Source organism: Ornithinimicrobium cavernae (assembly GCF_003121625.1).
GTDB classification, from domain to species: domain Bacteria; phylum Actinomycetota; class Actinomycetes; order Actinomycetales; family Dermatophilaceae; genus Ornithinicoccus; species Ornithinicoccus cavernae.
The window spans coordinates 1-19,622 of sequence record NZ_QDDJ01000002.1 but is presented as its reverse complement, the minus strand read 5'-3'; the positions used below and the strand labels follow the sequence as shown (position 1 = coordinate 19,622).

Below are 19,622 nucleotides of genomic sequence, written 5' to 3'. Positions count from 1 at the left end.
TGTCAGGCGCTGCGGTGGCGCCGGTGCGGGTCGGTGTTCGACGTCCCGGTGATCCGGTAGGCGTCCAGCACGCCACTGACCCGACGCACGGCCCGGATCACCGACTCCAGGTGGCTCGGGTCGGCCATCTCGAAGGTGAACTTGGACAGGGCCACCCGGTCGCGGCCGGTCTGCACCGAGGCCGCCAGGATGTTCACGTGCTGCTCGGTGAGCGCCCGGGTGATCTCTGCGAGCAGCCCGGACCGGTCCAGCGCCTCGACCTGGAGCTGGACGAGGAAGACGCTGCTCTCGGTCGGCGACCAGGCCACCTCGATGATGCGCTCAGGGTGCTGCCTGAGCGACTCGGCGTTGGTGCAGTCCGTGCGGTGCACGGAGACGCCCTTGCCGGTCGTCACGAAGCCCATGATCGGGTCCCCCGGCACCGGCGTGCAGCACTTGGCCAGCTTGACCCAGACATCGTCGGTGCCGACCACGGTCACCCCCGAGTCCAGGGTGCGGCTCCGTCCACGGCTGGGCAGGGTGGCCTCGGCCAGGTCCTCGGTGGCGCCGTCCTCCCCGCCAAGGGTGGAGACGAGCTGCTTGACGACGTGCGGTGCCGAGACGTGGCCCTCGCCGACCGCGGCGTAGAGCCCGTCGACGTTGGTGTAACGCAGGTCGCCGGCGACCGCGGTCAGCGTCTCGTGAGACATGAGCCGCTGGATCGGCTGGTTCTGCTTGCGGAGCACCTTGGCGATCTGGTCCTTGCCGGACTCGATCATCTCCTCGCGGCGCTCCTTGGAGAACCACTGGCGGATCTTGTTGCGCGCCCGCGGGCTCTTGACGAAGTTGAGCCAGTCGCGGCTCGGGCCGGCGTCGGCGGCCCTGCTGGTCAGGATCTCGACCACGTCACCGTTGCTGAGGCTGCTGTCCAGCGGCACGAGCTTGCCGTTGACCCGTCCACCCACGCAGTGGTGGCCGACCTCGGTGTGGACCGCGTAGGCGAAGTCGACGGGGGTCGCCCCGGAGGGCAGCGCCATGACGTCGCCGCCGGGGGTGAAGACGTAGACCTCCGCGCCGCTGATCTCGAAGCGCAGCGACTCCAGGAACTCCCCCGGGTCCGAGGTCTCCTTCTGCCAGTCGAGCAGCTGCCGCAGCCACTCCATCCCCTCCATCTGACCCGGCCCGCCGTCGGCGCCGACGGCGGTCTTGGCCCCGTCCTCCTTGTACTTCCAGTGCGCGGCCACGCCGTACTCGGCGCGCCGGTGCATCTGGTGGGTGCGGATCTGGACCTCCACCGGCTTGCCGTCCGGACCGATCACGGTGGTGTGCAGCGACTGGTACATGTTGAACTTCGGCATCGCGATGTAGTCCTTGAACCGGCCGGGAACCGGGTTCCACCGCGCGTGCAGGGCACCGAGCACGGCATAGCAGTCCTGGACCGTCTCGACGAGCACCCGGACCGCCACGAGGTCGTAGATCTGCTCGAAGTCGCGCCCGCGGACGATCATCTTCTGGTAGACCGAGTAGTAGTGCTTCGGTCTACCGGTCACGACGGCCTTGATCTTGGCTTCCTTGAGGTCCTTGCCGATCTCGGCCCGGACCGTCGCGAGGTACTCCTCGCGTGCCGGGGCGCGCTGCGCGACCATCCGCACGATCTCGTCGTAGATCTTCGGGTAGAGCTGGGCGAAGGACAGGTCCTCCAGCTCCCACTTGATGGTGTTCATGCCCAGCCGGTGCGCCAGGGGAGCATAGATCTCGAGGGTCTCGTTGGCCTTGCGCGCGGCCGACTCGCGGGAGACGTAGCGCCAGGTCCGGGCGTTGTGCAGCCGGTCGGCCAGCTTGATGACCAGCACCCGGATGTCGCGCGCCATGGCGACAACCATCTTGCGGACGGTCTCGGACTGGGCGGCCTCGCCGTACTGGACCTTGTCGAGCTTGGTGACGCCGTCGACCATCATCGCGATCTCGTCGCCGAAGTCCTTGCGCAGCTGGTCGAGGGAGTATGCCGTGTCCTCCACCGTGTCGTGCAGCAGCGCCGCCGCGAGGGTGGACGGGGTCATCCCCAGCTCCGCCAGGATCGTAGCCACCGCCAGGGGGTGGGTGATGTAGGCGTCCCCGCTCTTGCGGACCTGGCCGTCGTGGGCGCGCTCGGCGACCTTGTAGGCGCGCTCGATCAGCTCCAGGTCGGCCTTGGGGTGGGTGGCGCGCACGGCGCGCAGCAGCGGCTCCAGGACCGGGTTGGACCCGGTGCGGGTGCCTCCCAGTCGGGCCAGGCGTGCGCGGACGCCGTAGCTGCTGTGGGAGGAGGCCGGGGCGACATCCTCACTCATGACGTGATTGTAGGCCGCTCGGGCAGGAGGTTGTGCCTCGGCTCGGGCGTGGTCAGTCGACCAGCAGCGCGTGGACGTCGGTGCCGCCCAGCCTCTGCCGGCCGTGGAGGAAGCCCAGCTCGAGCACGACCTCGACCCCCACCACCTCGGCGTCGCACCGGCGGACCAGCTCGACCGCGGCCGCGGCCGTGCCGCCGGTGGCGAGCACGTCGTCGACCACCAGGACCCGCTGGCCGGGCCGGAGCGCGTCCGTGTGCACCTCGATGGTCGCGGTGCCGTACTCCAGGTCGTAGGAGACCGAGTGGGTCTGCGCCGGCAGCTTGCCCTGCTTGCGCACGGGCACGAAGCCGGCTCCCAGCTCGTGGGCGATGACCGACCCGAGGATGAACCCGCGTGCCTCGATGCCGATGACGACGTCTGCGCTGCCGGCGCGCCGGCGCACCACGTCGGCGACGACCCGGTCGCGCAGCGCGGGGTCGAGCAGCAGCGGGGTGAAGTCCTTGAAGACGACACCCGGCTCCGGGAAGTCCGGGATGGCCCGCAGGCTCGCCGCCACGTCTGCGGCCAGGTCGGGGTCCGGCCCGTCGACGACGTGGTCCGCGGGCCGCAGGTCCTGGGTCATGACTCGAGTATGCCGCCCGGCCGGGTCAGCGCTTGGACCTGGGCGGCCGCTTGGGCTGGTTGCGCGGACCGCGGGCCCGGGGATGCACCTCGCGGGCCGCCCGTGGGTGGACCCCGCGAGCAGGTGCCGTGGGGCTGCCCTCGGCGCCGAGCTCCTGGTCCGCGGTCGGCACGGCCTCCGGGTCGGAGCCGGTGGCCTCCTCGGTCAGCAGGGCGACGCCCGAGGTCTCACCGTCGGTGCCGATGGTCTCCATCCCGGGGGGCGCGTTGCCGTCGATGGACTCCATGCCCGGGGGTGCGGAGTAGTCGACCTTGCCCGCCTGACGGTCCTCCCGCTTGCTGACCTTCTTGTCCAGCGCCCGGACCTCCGGCTCCCCCTGGCGCAGGTGCACCAGCAGCGGGGTCGCGATGAAGATCGACGAGTACGTGCCGACCGCCATGCCGACGAACAGGGCCACGGAGAGGTCGAGCAGCGTGCCCGGTCCGATGAGGGTGATCCCGAAGACCAGGATGGCCGCCACGGGCAGCAGCGCCACGACCGAGGTGTTGATGGAGCGCACGAGGGTCTGGTTCACGGCCAGGTTGGCCGCGTGGGAGTAGGTGGTGCGCTTGGAGTCCAGGGCGTACTCGGTGTTCTCCCGCACCTTGTCGAACACGACGATGGTGTCGTAGATCGAGTAGCCGAGGATCGTCAGGAAGCCGATCATGGAGGCCGGCGAGATCTCGATCCCCAGCAGCGCGTAGATGCCGACCGTGAAGAGGACGTCGTGCAGCAGCGCGATGAGCGCTGCGGCAGCCATCTTCCAGGTGCGGAAGTACAGCGCCAGGACCACCGCGACGAGCACGAGGAAGGCGACGAGGGCCTGGATCGCCTTGTCGGTGACCGTGTCGCCCCAGGACGGCCCGACGAACGAGCTGGTGACGTTGTCGGCGTCGACCGCGAACTCCTCGGCCAGCGCGTTGATCGCGTTGTTGGACTCGTCGGCCGTGAGCTCCCCGGTCTGGATCCGGACGGTGTTGTCACCGATCTGGGTCACGGAGACCTCGGCGGCGTCCGGGGCCTGCTCACGCAGGGTGGAGTCGGCGCGCTGCTCGTAGTCCTCCATGCTGCTGACGCCGGGGACCCGCAGCTCGGTGCCCCCGCGGAACTCGATGCCGAAGTTGAGTCCCTTGACGAAGATCCCCAGCAGGGAGACCACGATGAGCACGCCGGCGACGGCGTACCAGACGTTGCGCCGGCCAACGATGTTGAACGAGCGCTTGCCCGTGAACAGGTCATTACCGAACCTGGCGAAGCTGAACATCAGACGATGCCTCCCTCGGTCTGCTCACGGGTGGGACCGGTGCGTTGCGGCTCAGGCATGGCGAACTGGCCGCGTCCGAGGTAGGTCGAGCGGCGGGCGCCCAGGTGCTCGGGGTCCATGCCCGACCACTTGTGGCCCTCGCCGAAGAACTTCGTGTTGGCCAGGATGCTCACCACGGGGTGGGTGAACATCATGACGACCAGCAGGTCGATCACGGTGCTGAGGCCGAGGGCGAAGGCGAAGGCCTTCACGCCCGACTCGGACAGCAGGTAGAGCACACCGGCCGCCAGCAGGTTCACGATGTCGGAGATGATGATCGTGCGCCGGGCTCGCCGCCAGCCGGTGTCGACGGCATAGCGCAGCGGACGCCCGGTCCGCACCTCGTCACGGATCCGCTCGAAGTAGACGATGAAGCTGTCGGCGGTGACACCGATGGCGACGATGAGTCCTGTCACCCCGGCCATGGTGAGCCGGAAGTTGTTGGTCCAGCCCAGCAGGGTCACGGCCAGGTAGGCCAGGACCGCGGCGATGATCAGCGAGGCGATCGTCACCAGGCCGAGCGCGCGGTACTGGAACAGCGAGTAGATGAAGACCAGGATCATGCCGATCAGGCCGGCGATCATGCCAAGCCTGAGCTGCTCACCACCGAGCTGCGGGCTCAGCTGCTCCGAGGTCTGCACGTCGAAGCTCATCGGGAGGGCACCGAACTTCAGCTGGTTGGCAAGCTCCTTGGCGCTGTCGTTGGTGAAGCCGCCGGAGATCGTGGCCACCCCGTCGTTGATCGGGCTGTTCACGCCGGGCGCCGAGATCACCTGCCCGTCGAGGACGATGGCGAACCGGTTCTGGGAGGTGTTCTGCCCGAAGTTGAACAGTCGGGTGGTGATCTCCCGGAAGGCCTCCTGGCCCTCGCTGTTGAACTGCAGGCGCACCTCGACGACACCGGTGGGCTGACCGCCGGCCCCGACCTGCAGACCGGAGCTCGCGTCGGTCAGTGATGCTCCGCTGAGCTCGGAGGGGCCCAGGATGAACTTCTCGGTGCCTCCCACGGAGCAGGCCACGATGGGCTTGTCCATCGGGGCGCTCGAGGCGGCCCGCTGGTTCTCCGGGTCGTCGCAGTCGTACTCCATGAACTCCTGCTGGAGCTCGGGGGTGATCCACGCCAGGTCGCTGGCGCTGGTGGGCTCCGGGGCCTCCGGCCCCTCCGTGACCTGGGCGTCGTCCGGCCCGGCCGTGGACTCGGCGTCATCGGTCGTGGTGCCCTCGTCGGTGCCGGTCGGCTCCTCGGTGCTCTCGGCGCCGTCCGTGGTCCCGCTCGCCGGGAACTGCTCCGCAGCACCCACCATGGGCTGCTGGTCGGCCAGCAGCCCCTCGGGGTAGGCCGCGTTGGTGGTCTCTGCGGGGTCGGCACCCGGCTCGGTCGTGGGGGCCTCGGTCGGGGACTCGGTGGGGCCGACCGGCATCGGGAGCTCGCGCGGCGGCTCGGTGGGAGCCTGCTGGGTCACTGGCGCCGAGACCAGCACGGCGCGGAACCGCAGCTGCGAGGACCGGCTCAGGGCCTCCAGCTGGGCGGCCGTGGGCGTCCCTGGGATGGCGACCTGGATGTTGGAGCCCAGCCGGGACACCTCGGCCTCGGCGACGCCGCTGCCGTCGACGCGTCGTCGGATGATGTCGATGGCCTGGTCGAGCTGCTCGGCCCGGACGGTCTGGCCTCCCTCGACGATCGGCTCGATGACCACCTGCCGTCCGCCGGCGAGGTCAAGGCCCAGCAGCGGCGTCAGCTGCGCCCTGGGCGTGCCCCAGAGGTTCGCTGCACCGAGGCCCCCGCCCAGGACCAGGATCAGGGCCAGCAGGGCGAGGAGGGTGTTCCGCGCGCTGCGGTTGCGCGGATGACCCGCCATCAGTTGTCTCCCTGGGTGTCATCGGGACCGGGCTGGGCGTGCGGCGGCTGGGCCCCCGGAGCCTGCATCACGACGCGCCGGTCAAACTGCAGGACGACGCCGGGGGCGGCCTCGATCTGGACGGTGGTCTCGTCCATGGCCGCGATGGTGCCGTACAGACCTGTGGTCGTCATCACCCGCGACCCGACGGCGAGGTCGGCCTGCATCTCCTTGAATTTCTTCTGGCGGTTGCGCTGCGAGATGAAGAGGAAGGCGATCAGTGCGAGCGGGAGCAACAGCAACAGCATGCTGAAGCCGTCACCGCCGCCTGAGGAGGCGGCGGCCGAGGCCAGTGGCGACATGGAGATTCCTTACAACGTCTGTCGGAGGGTGTCCCGGTGCCCTGACCGTGGGGCGGCCCAACGGCCGGTAGACACTCGCGGCAGTCTAGGTGACACGGCTGTGCCCGCCCAACACCCCGTGCCGCACATCAGGTAAAGATCCGGTCACAACCGCCCTTTTCGCGCCACGAGCGTCGGGAAACACGCCGGGTCAGTGGTCGAGGCGACCGCCGAGCGGTAGCTGGTCCTGGCTCGGCGTCGACTTCGGTGGCTGCAACCCGAGGTGCTCCCAGGCCGTCCGTGAGGCGGACCGACCTCGGGGGGTGCGGACGATGTAGCCCTCGCGCACCAGGTAGGGCTCGGCCACCGTCTCGACGGTGTCCGGCTCCTCGCCCACGGCGACCGCGAGCGTGCTCAGCCCGACCGGCCCACCTCCGAACCGTTTGCACAGCGCCTCGAGCACCGCGCGGTCGAGACGGTCCAGACCCTGCTTGTCCACGTCGAACAGCTCCAGGGCCGCGAGCGAGGCGTCCTGGTCAACGAGGTGCTCCCCGTGCACCTGGGCCCAGTCACGGACCCGGCGCAACAACCGGTTGGCGATCCGGGGGGTGCCACGGGAGCGGGAGGCGATCTCGTGGATCCCCTCCCGGGTCGCCTCGATCTCCAGGAGCCCGGCGCTGCGGGTCAGGATCCGCTGCAGGTCCTCGGTGTTGTAGTAGTCGAGGTGCCCGGTGAAGCCGAACCGGTCGCGCAGGGGTGCCGGCAGCAGACCGGACCTCGTCGTGGCGCCCACCACGGTGAACGGCGGGAGCTCCAGGGGGATGGCCGTGGCCCCGGGGCCCTTGCCGACGATCACATCGACCCGGAAGTCCTCCATCGCCAGGTAGAGCATCTCCTCCGCCGGACGGGCCATGCGGTGGATCTCGTCGAGGAAGAGCACCTCCCCCTCGGCCAGCGAGGACAGCACCGCCGCCAGGTCGCCGGCGTGCTGGATCGCGGGGCCACTGGTGATCCGCATCGGCTGCTCGAGCTCGGTGGCGATGATCATTGCGAGCGTGGTCTTGCCGAGGCCGGGTGGCCCGGAGAGCAGGACGTGGTCCGGCGGAGCCTGTCGGCGCCTGGCAGCCTCGAGCACCAGCCCCAGCTGGTCACGCACGCGTTGCTGGCCGGGGAAGTCCGCCAGGCGGCGCGGCCGCAGGGCTGCCTCGATGCGTCGTTCCTCGTCGGTCGGCGCCGCGTCGACGACACGGGCGGTGGCATCGATGGAGCCGTCCTCGCCCCAGTCACCCACCGGACCATGACTCCGTCCGGCGCCGGCGTCCTCGGGCAGTGGCCGGTCACGGGGCCCCTCGTCGGAGCGGGACGTCACCGACCCAGCTCCCGGAGGGCCGACTTCAGGAAGTCGGACACCGCGGTCGGTGTCGCGCCCGTGGCCCGGACCCGCTCGATCGCGTCGTCAGCCTGCTTGCTGCTCCAGCCGAGACCGACCAGGGCCTCGTGGACCTGCGCGCCCACCGGGTCCGCACCGGTGCTGGGCGTGGTGGGACCGCCCAGGGACGGCTCGACGCCCATGGCCAGGATCTTGTCCTTGAGCTCGAGCACGATCCGCTCGGCGCCCTTCTTGCCGATGCCGGGCACCTTGGTCAGGGCGGCGAGGTCTCCCCCGGCGATGGCCTGCCGGACGCCGTCCGGGCTGTGCACCGACAGCATGGCCAGCGCGAGGCGGGGCCCCACGCCGGAGACGGTCTGCACCTGCTCGAAGAGGCCACGGGCCTCCGAGCCATCGAAGCCGTAGAGGGTGAGCGACTCCTCGCGCACGACCAGCGTCGTCGCCAGTGTCACCTCCCGACCCGTGGTGCAGCCGGCGGCCGTGGCAGGGGTCGTGTGGACGTGGAGCCCGACGCCACCGACCTCGACGACCACGTGCTCGAGGCCGACATGGAGCACGGGTCCCCGGACTGAGGCGATCACTGGACGCTCCTTGTGCTGGTGGACTCGCTGGTGGTGGACCGGCTGGTGGTGGACTCGCTGGTCGTTGACCGGTTGTTGGCGGACTCGCTGGTGGCGGACACGTTGGCGCCGGGCGTGGGCCCGGGTCGCCCGCTGCCGGGCGTGGCTCGCACGCTGAGGGGGCCGCGGCGCACGGTCGCCGGCGGTGGGCGGCGCGCCGCCGGTGCCTGCGCCCGCGGTGCGCCCGCACCGGGTCGTGCCGAGTGCGCGGCGTGCAGCTCCTCGAGCCTGTTGCGGGGGGCGCGGGCGGCGTCCTGCGCGAGCTGCTGCAGGGTGTTGCCCCGGGCTGCGGCCTGCAGCCGGGCGTCGGACTGACCACGCCACAGGTGACACACGGCGAGGGCGAGGGCATCGGCGGCATCGGCCGGCCTGGGCGGGGTCTCGAGCCCCAGGATGCGGGTGATCATCGCCGTGACCTGTGCCTTGTCGGCCCGGCCGTTGCCGGTCACAGCCGCCTTGACCTCCGTGGGCGTGTGCAGGGCCAGGGGAAGTCCGAGCCTGGCTGCGGCGAGCATGGGCACGGCCGAGGCCTGGGCGGTCCCCATGATCCCCTTGATGTTGGCCTTGGCGAAGACCCGCTCGACGGCGACGGCGTCGGGACGGTGCTCCGCGAGCCACGCGTCGATCTCGGTCTGGAGGGTGAGGAGCCGCTCGGCCGGGTCGTCACCGGGCGGGGTGCGCACCACCCCGACGGCGATCATCCGCACGCTGCGGCCGGGGCCCGCCTCCACCACCCCGAGGCCGCACCGGGTGAGCCCGGGGTCGACACCAAGCACACGCACCGTGGCACACCTCCTCGCGAGTCCTGTCGGCCCGGGGACCCGACCGGTCTCCGAACACCTGTTCGCGAACCACGCTACGACACTGCACCCTCACCGGCGGAGAGGACTCGCCGTGGTGGCCTGTGCACGGCCCCCGCCCCACGGCATACGGCTGGCGGAGGTCAGTCGTCGTTCTCGAGCTCGGCCAGGACCTCGTCGGACACGTCGGCGTTGGAGTAGACGTTCTGGACGTCGTCGCAGTCCTCGAGGGCGTCGACGATGCGCATCATCTTGCGGGCGCCCTCGGCGTCGAGTGGCACCTCCATGCTCGGCACGAAGGTCACCTCGGCCGAGTCGTAGTCGAGGCCCGCCTCCTGCAGCGCGGTGCGCACGGCGACCACGTCGGTCGCCTCGGAGATGATCTCGAAGGAGTCGCCAAGATCCTCGATCTCCTCGGCACCGGCCTCCAGGACGACCTCCAGCAGGGCGTCCTCGTTGGTCTCCCCCGCCTCCTGCTCCTTGGGCACGACGACCTGGCCCTTGCGGTCGAACAGGTAGGCCACCGAACCACTGTCGGCCATGCTGCCGCCGTTGCGGGTCAGCGCGGTGCGGACCTCCATGACGGCGCGGTTCTTGTTGTCGGTCAGGCACTCGATGTAGAGCGCGACGCCGCCGGGCGCGTAGCCCTCATAGACCAGGGCCTCATAGCTGGCACCGCCCGCCTCGGCCCCGGAGCCCCGCTTGACGGCACGATCGATGTTGTCGTTGGGGACGGAGGTCTTCTTGGCCTTCTGGATGGCGTCGAACAGCGTGGGGTTGCCGGCCGGGTCACCGCCGCCGGTGCGCGCCGCGACCTCGATGTTCTTGATCAGCTTGGCAAAGAGCTTGCCGCGCTTGGCGTCGATCACCGCCTTCTTGTGCTTGGTCGTTGCCCACTTGGAGTGCCCAGCCATCAGTCGTCCTTGCTCGTTGTGCTCGCGGATCCCTCGGGTACTGCTCGGCCCCCGATGCTACCCGCAGCACGGACCATGTCCACGAACATCGCGTGCAGCCGGGCATCGTCGGTCAGCTCGGGGTGGAAGGACGTGGCCAGCACGTTGCCCTGGCGGACCGCCACCACGTGGTCGACCCCGTCGCGCTCGATGCTCGCCAGGACCTCGACGTCCTCACCGACCCGCTCCACCCACGGGGCGCGGATGAACACCGCGTGGAAGGCGCCGTCCAACCCGACGACCGGCAGGTCCACCTCGAAGGAGTCGACCTGGCGCCCGAAGGCGTTGCGTCGCGTCGTGATGTCCAGCGCACCCAGGACCTGCTGGTCGCGGTGCCCGTCCAGCACCTCCCTGGAGAGCAGGATCATCCCGGCGCACGAGCCGTAGGCAGGCATGCCGTCGGCCAGCCGTGCGCGCAGGGGCTCGGCCAGGTCGAAGATCCGCAGGAGACGGTCGATCGTGGTGGACTCCCCGCCGGGGATGACCAGCCCGTCGACGGCCGCCAGTTCCTCGGGGCGGCGCACTGGGACCGCCTCCGCACCGGCCAGGGTCAGGGCGCGCACGTGCTCGACGACGTCGCCCTGGACGGCCAGGACCCCGATCAACGGGGCCGGGGTGTGTCCGGTCACCAGCCGCGCTCGGCCAGCCGGTGCGGCTGGGGGATCTCGTCGACGTTGATGCCGACCATGGCCTCGCCCAGGCCCCGCGAGACCTTGGCGATCATGTCCGGGTCGTCGTGGAAGGTCGTCGCCTTGACGATGGCCTCCGCGCGGGCAGCCGGGTTGCCGGCCTTGAAGATCCCGGAGCCGACGAACACGCCCTCGGCGCCCAGCTGCATCATCATCGCGGCGTCCGCGGGGGTGGCGATGCCACCGGCGGTGAACAGCACGACGGGCAGCTTGCCGTTGCGGGCCACCTCGGCCACCAGGTCGTAGGGGGCCTGCAGCTCCTTGGCGGCGACGTAGAGCTCGTCCTCGGGCAGGCTCTGCAGCCGGCGGATCGCCTGGCGGATCTCCCGCATGTGGGTGGTGGCGTTGGAGACGTCGCCGGTGCCCGCCTCGCCCTTGGAGCGGATCATCGCGGCGCCCTCGGTGATGCGGCGCAGGGCCTCACCGAGGTTGGTCGCCCCGCACACGAAGGGCACGGTGAAGGCCCACTTGTCGATGTGGTTGGCGTAGTCGGCCGGCGTGAGCACCTCGGACTCGTCGATGTAGTCCACACCGAGGGACTGCAGCACCTGGGCCTCGACGAAGTGGCCGATGCGGGCCTTGGCCATGACCGGAATCGAGACGGCCTCGATGATGCCGTCGATCATGTCCGGGTCACTCATCCGCGAGACGCCGCCCTGGGCGCGGATGTCCGCCGGGACGCGCTCGAGCGCCATCACGGCGACGGCCCCGGCGTCCTCGGCGATCTTGGCCTGCTCGGGGGTCACCACGTCCATGATGACGCCGCCCTTGAGCATGTCGGCCATACCGCGCTTGACGCGGGTGGTGCCGGCCTGCTGGACCGGGGCGGTCGCGGAGTTGGTCTCGTGCGTCGTGCTCATCTCTGGTGCCTTCCGGGGCGTGGTGGGACTCCGCCTACGGCGAGGTCACGGGGTGGTCGTGCCCGGCGGGACGGGGCATCCCGGACAGGGCAGCCCACCAGGTGGACTGGTCGGTTCTCCAGTCTACGGTCACCCGGGCACGGCAACCGCACGCGGCACCGGTTCCCGGCCCTCAGCGCGCGCTGGGCCAGTCGTCATCGAAGGTGATCGGCAGCGGCACCTTCGCGGAGCCGGCCAGGTGCAGGAAGCGGACCAGGCGCTGCCCTCGCACGTCCCGGGTCTCCCGCACTGCCTCGTTGTGGAAGCGCCGCGCCAGCTGCACCCGCTCCCCCGTGCCCCGCAGCCGCTCGAGCAGCTCGACCACCTCGGCACCTGCCGCGTTGTCCGGCGCCTCGGTGGCCCGCAGGACCCCCGTGAGCTGCGACTCGGCGTCGAGCCTTTCCTGGGACCACGTCTCCGCCTGGTCCAGGACCTGACCGGCCGAGGCCGCCATGAGCGTGGCCGAGGCCGGGTCGATCCCGGCGATGTAGGCCACCTCCAGGGCCGCCTCCGCGCGACGGACGAGCTGGGCGTCCAGGGCGGCGGCCGTCCCCATGACGCGGTGGTGCAGGCGGTCCAGCCGCACGGCCGTGTAGGAGAGGTACCAGCCGAGGGCCAGCAGCACGGCCAGGACGGCCGCACCGATGATCGCGATCTCCTGCGGACCCCAGTCCACGCCCGTGCTCATCGGCCGAACCACCGTCGGACGGTGCGGCCGAGCGCGCCGGAGGCGCTCGAGGCACGCACGGCGGCTGCCGCCGGCAGGGTGGCACGCGACCGGCCGCGTGCCCCGGCACGGTCGGCCAGTATGCGGCGCGCCCGGCCCCCTGCACGGGCGGGCGGAGCGTCCGTCCCCGGCGGGGCCGCCACGGGCGACCCAGCGCCTGCCTCCTGTCCTGCGGGTCGGAGTGTGCCCCCGAGCGGACGGTCGGCCGCACGCTCCACGGCCACGGAGTCGTAGACCGCCTCGATGCGCGCCCCGACCCGGGACCAGTCGAACAGGCGGGCGCGCTCGCGCCCGGCAGCGCTCAGCCGGGCCTGCTCGGTCGGGTCCTCGAGCACCCGCACGATCGCACCGGCGAGCGCGCGGTGGTCGCCGACCGGGAACACCACACCGGCGCCGGAGTCCCCCACGACGGCCACGAACGCATCCAGGGCGCTGGCCACCACGGGCGCGCCGGCACTCATCGCCTCCACCAGGATGATGCCGAAGCTCTCCCCACCGGTGTTCGGCGCGACATAGGCGTTGGCGCGCGCGAGCAGCGCCACCTTGTCGTCCTCGCTGATCATGCCGAGGAAGCGCACCGAGCCGGCGACCTGCTCCGAGAGCGCTCCCCGGACCTCCTCGATGTCGCCCGGGCCGGCGACCAGGAGCTCGGCGTCCGGGACCTGCGCCAGCACCAGCGGCAGGGCCGCGAGCAGCACCGGGAGGCCCTTGCGGGGCTCGTCGAACCTGCCCAGGAAGACGATGCGCGGCGGACCCTCCCGGTCCGGCACGTCCTCGTCCCCCGGGCAGAACCGGTCCACGTAGACCCCGTTGGGGATGACCAGCGTGGTGCCGCCCACGCCCGAGGCCATCGTCCGGTGCGCCGCGTCGGAGACCGCGATCCGCGCGGAGATCTTGTCCAGGCCGGGCTGGAGCAGCGGTTGGGCGGCACGCAGGGTCCCCACGCGCGCCTGGGAGCTGTGGAAGGTTGCCACGACCGGCACGTCCGCCGCCCACAGCGCCAGGAGGGACAGGCTGGGAGCCGCGGGCTCGTGCAGGTGGAGCACGTCGAAGTCCCAGTCCTCCAGCCACGCCTCCACCCGGTTGGCCACGATCGGGCCGAAGGACAGGCGGGCCACCGACCCGTTGAACCGGACGGGGACCGCCCGACCGGCACTCACGACATACTCCGGCAGCTCGGTGTCCTCGTCCGCGGGGGCGAGGACGGAGACCACGTGTCCGCGGCGCAGGAGGTGCTCGGCCAGGTCCCGGACGTGCAGCTGGACCCCGCCGGGCACGTCGAAGGAGTAGGGACAGACGATCCCGATGCGCATCAGCGGATCCCGTCCGCCACGAAGACGCGCTGCATCATGTGCCAGTCCTCGGTGTGCTCTCGCAGCGTCGCACCGAGGTAGTCGGCGCACGCCTGGGTCATCGCGACGATCTGCTCGGCCCTGGTCCCCCCGTCCGGAACGGCGACGGCGGGGCCGAACGTCAGGACGACACCGTATGCCGTGGGGCCGGGTCGTCGCCCGAGGGCCCCGCCGGTCCGTGGTTGGCGGCGCTCGTAGGTGACCGTCACCGGGTGCAGCGGCGCGCCCGTGGCCAGAGCCAGGGCCGCGGGGCCGCCGGCCATCCGGGCCGGGTGCCCGCAGAGGCTGACCTCGACCCCGGAGTCGGTGAGGTCCCGGTCGGCCAGGAGGGGCACCAGTCCCCCGTCGTGGACGGTGCGGACCAGGGCGCGGAAGGGTGCCTGCCCGCCGGTCAGGGGCAGGATCGTCATGCCGAGGGACTCCCGGTAGGCGACGAAGCGCTCGTAGACCTCCTCGGGACGCAGGCGCTCGGCCACCGTCGTCACCGGCGCCAGGTGGTGCGTGGCCCAGGCCCCCACCGTGTCCCAGTTGCCCAGGTGGCCCAGGAAACAGACGACGCCCCGGCCGGCGTCGAGGGCCTCCCGCGGCGGACCGTCGCCGATCACGCGGACGCTCGCCGCCAGCTCCTCGGCAGTGCGGTCGGGCAGGCGGAACGACTCGCACCAGTAGCGCAGGTAGGAGCGCAGGCCCGCCCGCACCAGGGCGTCGAGCTCGTCGGCCCTCAGCTCTGGCCTGACCCTGGCGTAGTTGGCGCGCATCCGCTCCACGCCCTTGCCACCGCGGCGGTGCATGACGTCGGCGATCGTGTCGAAGAGCCGGTAGGCGGCCGCCGCGGGGAGCCGGCGCACCGCCGTCCAGCCGAGGCGGTAGGCCAGCACGGCTGCCTGGTCTCCCCCCATTCTTGGGGAGGTTCGGACCGCCTCCCACGCCTTTTTGGGGAAGGTTGGCCCGTCGGCTCGCGAGCCGCCGGCGCGCGACGAGGTGAGCCTCGGCATACTCACGACCCGATCGGACGGGTCAGGGCCTGGATCCGCACGGTGACAATGCGCTGCAGGACGGTGATGAGGCTGGCGAGGGCGAGCAGGGCGAGCACCGCGGTGAGCACCCACGTCGGCAGGAACAACCCGACGAAGCCGGTCGTGACCAGGGTGGCCACGAGACGGTCGGCCCGCTCGGCGATCCCGACGTCACAGGTGAAGCCGAGGCTCTCGGCGCGTGCCTTCGCGTAGCTCACGACGAAGCCGAGGATCAGACAGGCCAGGGCCAGCCCCGCGTTGAGGTCGTGGTCGCCGCGGCCGGTGAAGTAGAGGATGAGGCCGCCGAACACCGCTGCGTCCCCGACCCGGTCGAGGGTCGAGTCGAGGAAGGCGCCCCAGGAGCTGGTCCGCCGCGACATCCTGGCCATCGTGCCGTCGACGAGGTCGGTGAACACGAACGCGGTGATGAATAACGTCCCCCACCAGAGCTCGCCGCGCGGGTAGAAGTAGAGCGCGCCGAAGGTCACCCCGACCGTCCCGACCACCGTCACGACATCAGGACTCACCCCGAGGCGCAGCAGGAGGCGGGCGATCGGGGTGAAGAGTGCGGTGAAGAACGCCCGGGCGTACTTGTTGAGCATCGTGGACCCCAGGCTACTGATGCGTGCTCGGTGGGCGGCCACGACGTGCCGGGGAGCCACGTGCCGTGCGTCACGCCGGCGCGTTGTCCCGCCTCAGGCGGGCCAGGCGGCGAGCAGCGCCTGCCGGGCGTCCTCGAGCAGGGTCGGCACGGCCTTGGTCTGACCGATCACCGGCAGGAAGTTCATGTCCCCGCCCCACCGAGGGACGACGTGCTGGTGCAGGTGTGCGGCCACCCCGGCGCCAGCGACCTCGCCCTGGTTCATGCCGATGTTGTAGCCGGCCGGCGCCGATGCCTTGGTCAGGGCACTCATCGCCGTCTGCGTGAGATGTCCGAACTCGACCGTCTCCTCGGGCGTGAGGTCGGTATAGAGGGGCACGTGCCGGTACGGGCAGATTAGGAGGTGGCCGGGGTTGTAGGGGAACAGGTTGAGCACGACGTAGCAGGTCTCGCCGCGGTGCACCATGAGGCCCTCGGCGTCGTCCTTGTCCGGCGCCGCGCAGAAGGGGCAGCCCGTGCCGGCGTGGTCGGAGGGCCGGTCGCCGCGGATGTACACCATCCGGTGCGGCGTCCAGAGACGCTGGAACCCGTCGGGCACGCCGGCGAAGTCCGAGGCGTGCTCCTCCGTGGTCGGCTGGCCGGCGGTCCCGGCTGCTCGCTCGGCCGGCTTCTCCTGGTCCACCATGCCGGCGATCCTATCCGCGTGCCGTGGCCGGACCAGGGAACCGTCCGGCCCTGCTCCGCGTCCGACCGTCATGCAACGACGCACCCGGTCCTGCCTGGCCCTGTTCGTGACCGTGCCGGTGGTGATGACGCTGACGTCCTGCGGTCCCCAGGCCCGGGACGTGCCGCCGGGTGACACCGCGACCGGAACGCTGCCCGCGAGTCAGGTGGTGCGCGCCGAGGTCATGCTGGCGGAGGCGCGTGCGGTGGCCGACGTCGTGGACGCCGCCGACGTGCTGGGCCTGGACCTGATCAACGAGGGAGCTGGCACGACCACTGTCACGTCGCCGGCCAGCCTTCAGGTCGCGCTGTCGATGGCAGCGGAGGGTGCCGAGGGCCAGACCCTGGCTGAGCTCGAGGCGATCATCGGCGCAGAAGGCGCAGACCGCAGCGAGGCGATCAACGCGCTGACGGCCACGCTGGAAGAGTTCGACGGCGACCCGGCTCTGGTGCAGGACGACGAGCTGCCCGAGACGCCCCTCGTCCACCGTGCCGACCGGTTGGTGATGGACGACAGCCTCGACGTCAGGCAGGACTTCGTCGACGCCCTGACGGTGAACTACGGAGCGACGGCGGACGTCACGGATCTGGCCGGTCCGGCCGGCAAGAAGGTGCTGGACGAGTGGGTCAATGAGCACACCGGTGGCCTCGTCCCCGAGTCCGCGATCCAACCGACAGACACGCTGCGCCTGGTCCTGCAGGACGCCATCGTCCTCGCCGCACGGTGGGAGGCGCCCTTTGCCGCGTCGCTGACGACCCCACAGGACTTCACGCTGCCGGGTGGCGAGACCGTCACGGTGGACATGATGACGACGGGGCGGGCGCGCGAGGTCTACTACGCAGAGGTCGAGGGCTGGCAGGCCGTGCGGCTGCCCTACACCGGTGGCAGGCTCCATGCCGACATCGTCCTCCCGCCCGAGGGCAGTGCACCCACGGCGATGAGCCCGGCTGTGCTCGGCCAGATCCGCGCCATCCTCGACCGAGAGGAGCGGGTCGCGGTGATCCTGAGTATGCCGGTCGCAGACACCAGGTCGGCTCTCGACCTGAAGCCGTACCTCACCGACCACGCTCCCGCTGCCCTCGACGGCGGTTTCTCAGGTATCAGTGACACGAGTCTGACGATCGAACAGGCCTTCCAGCAGGGCGTCCTTCGGATCGACGAGGAAGGCACCGTGGCGGCTGCCGTCACCGAGATCGGCTTCGGCGAGTCCGGGATGGCCGAACCGCCTCTCGAGTTCAGCGTCGACCGCCCCTATCTGGTCCGCATCGCTGACGGAGAGACCGGCTGGCCGCTCTTCCTGGCCCACATCACCGACCCGCGCAGCACCGACTGAGACCCGGGCGCACCTTCACTGAGGCGCGGCGCGGCACCAGGTGCCGCAGGAAGGTCCGGACTCACGCGGACGGTCGTGACTCACCGTGACCGCCGTGGCTCACTTGCCATCGGCCAGCAGTCCTGCCAGATGCTTTCGAGCGGACTCAGCTCACCGGCTCGGGAACCTCCACGCCAGCGACCGGTCAGCAGCAGGTGACGTCTGAGGTGCTGGGATCCATGGCGGCTGGGCCGGTCGGCCGGGTGGCCCGACGGGTGTGCGGAGCCGGATCGTCACCTCGCCGTGCCGGCGGCGTCGACAGCTCATCGCGCTGGTGCGTGCCGGCCTCGACCCCGGCCCCGGTCCGGGACCGGTCGACGGTGGCGGCGCGGCGTCCTCACGCGAGCCCGCCCGCGTCACCTCGGGCACACCCGCACCCAGCGGCTCCGCCCCCTCGGCAACAGCGCCAGTGGTCGTCGCACGAGAGCCGTGCACGGACCGACGAACGGCATCCCTCAGCGCGCGGTCCGTGGCAGCCCCCGGCCCAGGGCCGAGGGTGGGCAGGACGGGCGGGGGCTGGGAGTAGTAGATGTGCCCGGTCGGGGTGGTGATCCTCACCGTGTGCGACCCATCGGGCAGATCGACGACCTCGTGGGACCAGCCGGTGGCCTCCTTGGCATAGTTGCAGGCTTCACACAGCCCCTGCCCCTCCCCGGCAGTGGTCCGCCCACCCCGAGCCCACGGGACGACGTGATCGGCGTGTCTCACCGGGGCCTCGCACCGCGGGGTCCGGCACACCTGGTCCCGCGCCACCAGGAACCGGCGCAGCGCCCCGGTGAACCGGCGCCGCCGCCCGTCCTGAACGGTCAGCACCCCGGTGACCGGATCGGCATACAACCGCCGCAACCAGACCACTGCCTCCCGCGCCTCCCGGAGCAGATCCCGGGCCAACGGCGCCGGGAGCGGGCCATACCCCTCCAGGCGGGCCGGGGTCTCCTCCGCCCCCACCAGGGCCTTGTCGGTCATCACCAGTCCGACCTCGATGGTCACGTCCTCCGCGGTGTCCTGACCGGTCAACCGCTGCGTGAACACATCGGCGCGCAACTGGTCCAGGGACCGCTCGTCCCCCGCCGCCCGCAACGCCTTCGCCGCCTCATCCAACGCCTTATAGCAGGCCACGCCCTGCGCCACCGGCAGATACCCCGACACGATCGCCATCACGTCCGGGGCCGGCCGCACAGTGACCCGGCGGTCCTTGACCGCCTTCCGGCCGCGGTTGGCTACCGAGTACGGATCCAGCTCATACGCCTTCGCCTTCGCCGCCGCCACCAGCCAACGGTGCGAGGCGGTCCCGAACAGCCCGGCCAGGTGCGCATCCACCCTGGCCCGGTGCTCCACCGACAGGCACGCGGTCTCCTTCACCACCTGCGTCGCGGTCCACTCCCCGATCAACCCCGCCGTCAGCGCCGCGTGCGTGGCCGGCATCTCCCCCACCACGGCCCGGGCGAACCCGACGTGCCGTGACCCCGCGTGCGGCGACTCGCGCCGCGCCAGTGCGAGCTGCGCCCCGACCCCCTTGGCGGCGGTCTCCTCCGACGCACCGTCAGCCACCGCCTGCTCCTGCAACCTCGCCGCGGCGAGCACCGTCACCCGCGCCTGCGCCGCAGCCGCCGCATTCTTCAACACCTCGAGCCGGTGCAGCACCTCGCACAACTCCGCCGGGCCCACCTCCGCCAACGGCCCGAGATCACCACCGACAGCCATCCGCTCCACCCACGAGGCCACCTCGCCCGAGGACAACGCGCCACCGCTCACCGCCGAGGAAGCGTCCCGCCCCGTGACGGCCTGCGCGGCGTCCACTGCCAGCCCGACACTCTCAGCCTGTGCGGTCACGGTCCCCTCTTCCCGACCACGGCGATCCCTCTCCCAACATGAACCACGTTAGCACAGGTGTACGTCTCCTGACCTTTGTGTGGGTGTTTCGCCGTTGGGTCGGGACCCGTGCAGGGGCGGGAGCGAAAGGGGTTGACGTGTGACGCGCACGTCGTGTTGTCCGTAGGTTCGGGATTGCTGAAGTCCTCGATCCG

The 19,622-nt window shown here is 71.2% G+C and carries 18 protein-coding genes; 1 reads left to right on the top strand and 17 read right to left on the bottom strand.

Annotated features, from left to right (window positions below; all coding sequences use genetic code 11):
- Positions 1-2: 2 nt before the first annotated feature.
- The 16 genes from DA085_RS01840 to DA085_RS01765 form a co-directional block, all read right to left on the bottom strand.
- The gene (locus DA085_RS01840; RefSeq protein ID WP_109471244.1) at positions 3-2,309 is read right to left on the bottom strand and encodes a RelA/SpoT family protein; all 2,307 of its coding nucleotides are present in this window, start codon (positions 2,307-2,309) and stop codon (positions 3-5) included.
- 52 nt (positions 2,310-2,361) lie between these two features.
- Complete coding sequence (locus DA085_RS01835) at positions 2,362-2,931, bottom strand: adenine phosphoribosyltransferase (protein ID WP_109471243.1); 570 nt, start codon at positions 2,929-2,931, stop codon at positions 2,362-2,364.
- A 25-nt stretch (positions 2,932-2,956) separates the two neighbouring features.
- Positions 2,957-4,234, bottom strand: coding sequence for a protein translocase subunit SecF (gene secF, locus DA085_RS01830; RefSeq protein ID WP_109471242.1), 1,278 nt, complete (start codon positions 4,232-4,234; stop codon positions 2,957-2,959).
- A complete protein-coding gene (gene secD, locus DA085_RS01825; RefSeq protein WP_109471241.1) occupies positions 4,234-6,132 on the bottom strand; it encodes a protein translocase subunit SecD in 1,899 nt (632 codons plus the stop codon). The genes secF and secD overlap by 1 nt, the downstream gene beginning before the upstream one ends.
- Positions 6,132-6,473 (bottom strand): preprotein translocase subunit YajC, encoded by a 342-nt coding sequence (yajC, locus tag DA085_RS01820; protein WP_109471240.1) that lies wholly within the window; start codon positions 6,471-6,473, stop codon positions 6,132-6,134. Before yajC ends, secD begins: the two co-directional genes overlap by 1 nt.
- A 190-nt stretch (positions 6,474-6,663) precedes the next feature.
- A complete protein-coding gene (ruvB, locus tag DA085_RS01815) occupies positions 6,664-7,743 on the bottom strand; it encodes a Holliday junction branch migration DNA helicase RuvB (protein WP_109471239.1) in 1,080 nt (359 codons plus the stop codon).
- A gap of 74 nt (positions 7,744-7,817) precedes the next feature.
- The gene (ruvA, locus tag DA085_RS01810) at positions 7,818-8,423 is read right to left on the bottom strand and encodes a Holliday junction branch migration protein RuvA (RefSeq protein ID WP_109471238.1); all 606 of its coding nucleotides are present in this window, start codon (positions 8,421-8,423) and stop codon (positions 7,818-7,820) included.
- Positions 8,420-9,244 carry a crossover junction endodeoxyribonuclease RuvC gene (locus tag DA085_RS21975; protein WP_419866488.1) on the bottom strand — a complete coding sequence of 275 codons (825 nt, stop codon included), beginning with the start codon at positions 9,242-9,244 and terminating at the stop codon, positions 8,420-8,422. The genes ruvA and DA085_RS21975 overlap by 4 nt, the downstream gene beginning before the upstream one ends.
- 161 nt (positions 9,245-9,405) lie before the next feature.
- The gene (locus DA085_RS01800) at positions 9,406-10,176 is read right to left on the bottom strand and encodes a YebC/PmpR family DNA-binding transcriptional regulator (protein WP_109471237.1); all 771 of its coding nucleotides are present in this window, start codon (positions 10,174-10,176) and stop codon (positions 9,406-9,408) included.
- Complete coding sequence (gene pdxT, locus DA085_RS01795; RefSeq protein ID WP_237565251.1) at positions 10,176-10,844, bottom strand: pyridoxal 5'-phosphate synthase glutaminase subunit PdxT; 669 nt, start codon at positions 10,842-10,844, stop codon at positions 10,176-10,178. The genes DA085_RS01800 and pdxT overlap by 1 nt, the downstream gene beginning before the upstream one ends.
- Positions 10,841-11,764 carry a pyridoxal 5'-phosphate synthase lyase subunit PdxS gene (gene pdxS, locus DA085_RS01790; RefSeq protein WP_109471236.1) on the bottom strand — a complete coding sequence of 308 codons (924 nt, stop codon included), beginning with the start codon at positions 11,762-11,764 and terminating at the stop codon, positions 10,841-10,843. The genes pdxT and pdxS overlap by 4 nt, the downstream gene beginning before the upstream one ends.
- 172 nt (positions 11,765-11,936) lie before the next feature.
- Positions 11,937-12,491 carry a LemA family protein gene (locus DA085_RS01785; protein ID WP_154402066.1) on the bottom strand — a complete coding sequence of 185 codons (555 nt, stop codon included), beginning with the start codon at positions 12,489-12,491 and terminating at the stop codon, positions 11,937-11,939.
- On the bottom strand, positions 12,488-13,843 hold the full coding sequence (locus tag DA085_RS01780; RefSeq protein ID WP_109471234.1) for a glycosyltransferase family 4 protein: 1,356 nt from the start codon (positions 13,841-13,843) through the stop codon (positions 12,488-12,490). Before DA085_RS01780 ends, DA085_RS01785 begins: the two co-directional genes overlap by 4 nt.
- Positions 13,843-14,781: a phosphatidylinositol mannoside acyltransferase gene (locus tag DA085_RS01775; protein WP_109471233.1), complete on the bottom strand. Its 939-nt coding sequence runs from the start codon at positions 14,779-14,781 to the stop codon at positions 13,843-13,845. The genes DA085_RS01780 and DA085_RS01775 overlap by 1 nt, the downstream gene beginning before the upstream one ends.
- Before the next feature lie 98 nt (positions 14,782-14,879).
- Complete coding sequence (gene pgsA / locus DA085_RS01770) at positions 14,880-15,500, bottom strand: phosphatidylinositol phosphate synthase (RefSeq protein ID WP_109471232.1); 621 nt, start codon at positions 15,498-15,500, stop codon at positions 14,880-14,882.
- A gap of 93 nt (positions 15,501-15,593) precedes the next feature.
- The gene (locus DA085_RS01765; protein ID WP_109471231.1) at positions 15,594-16,184 is read right to left on the bottom strand and encodes an HIT family protein; all 591 of its coding nucleotides are present in this window, start codon (positions 16,182-16,184) and stop codon (positions 15,594-15,596) included.
- Between the two features lie 70 nt (positions 16,185-16,254).
- Between DA085_RS01765 and DA085_RS01760 the strand changes: the two genes are divergently transcribed.
- Complete coding sequence (locus tag DA085_RS01760) at positions 16,255-17,556, top strand: serpin family protein (protein WP_202619069.1); 1,302 nt, start codon at positions 16,255-16,257, stop codon at positions 17,554-17,556.
- Positions 17,557-17,706: 150 nt separating this feature from the next.
- Here the strand turns inward: DA085_RS01760 and DA085_RS01755 are convergent, their stop codons facing one another.
- Positions 17,707-19,428, bottom strand: coding sequence for an HNH endonuclease (locus DA085_RS01755; protein ID WP_237565250.1), 1,722 nt, complete (start codon positions 19,426-19,428; stop codon positions 17,707-17,709).
- Positions 19,429-19,622 lie beyond the last annotated feature (194 nt).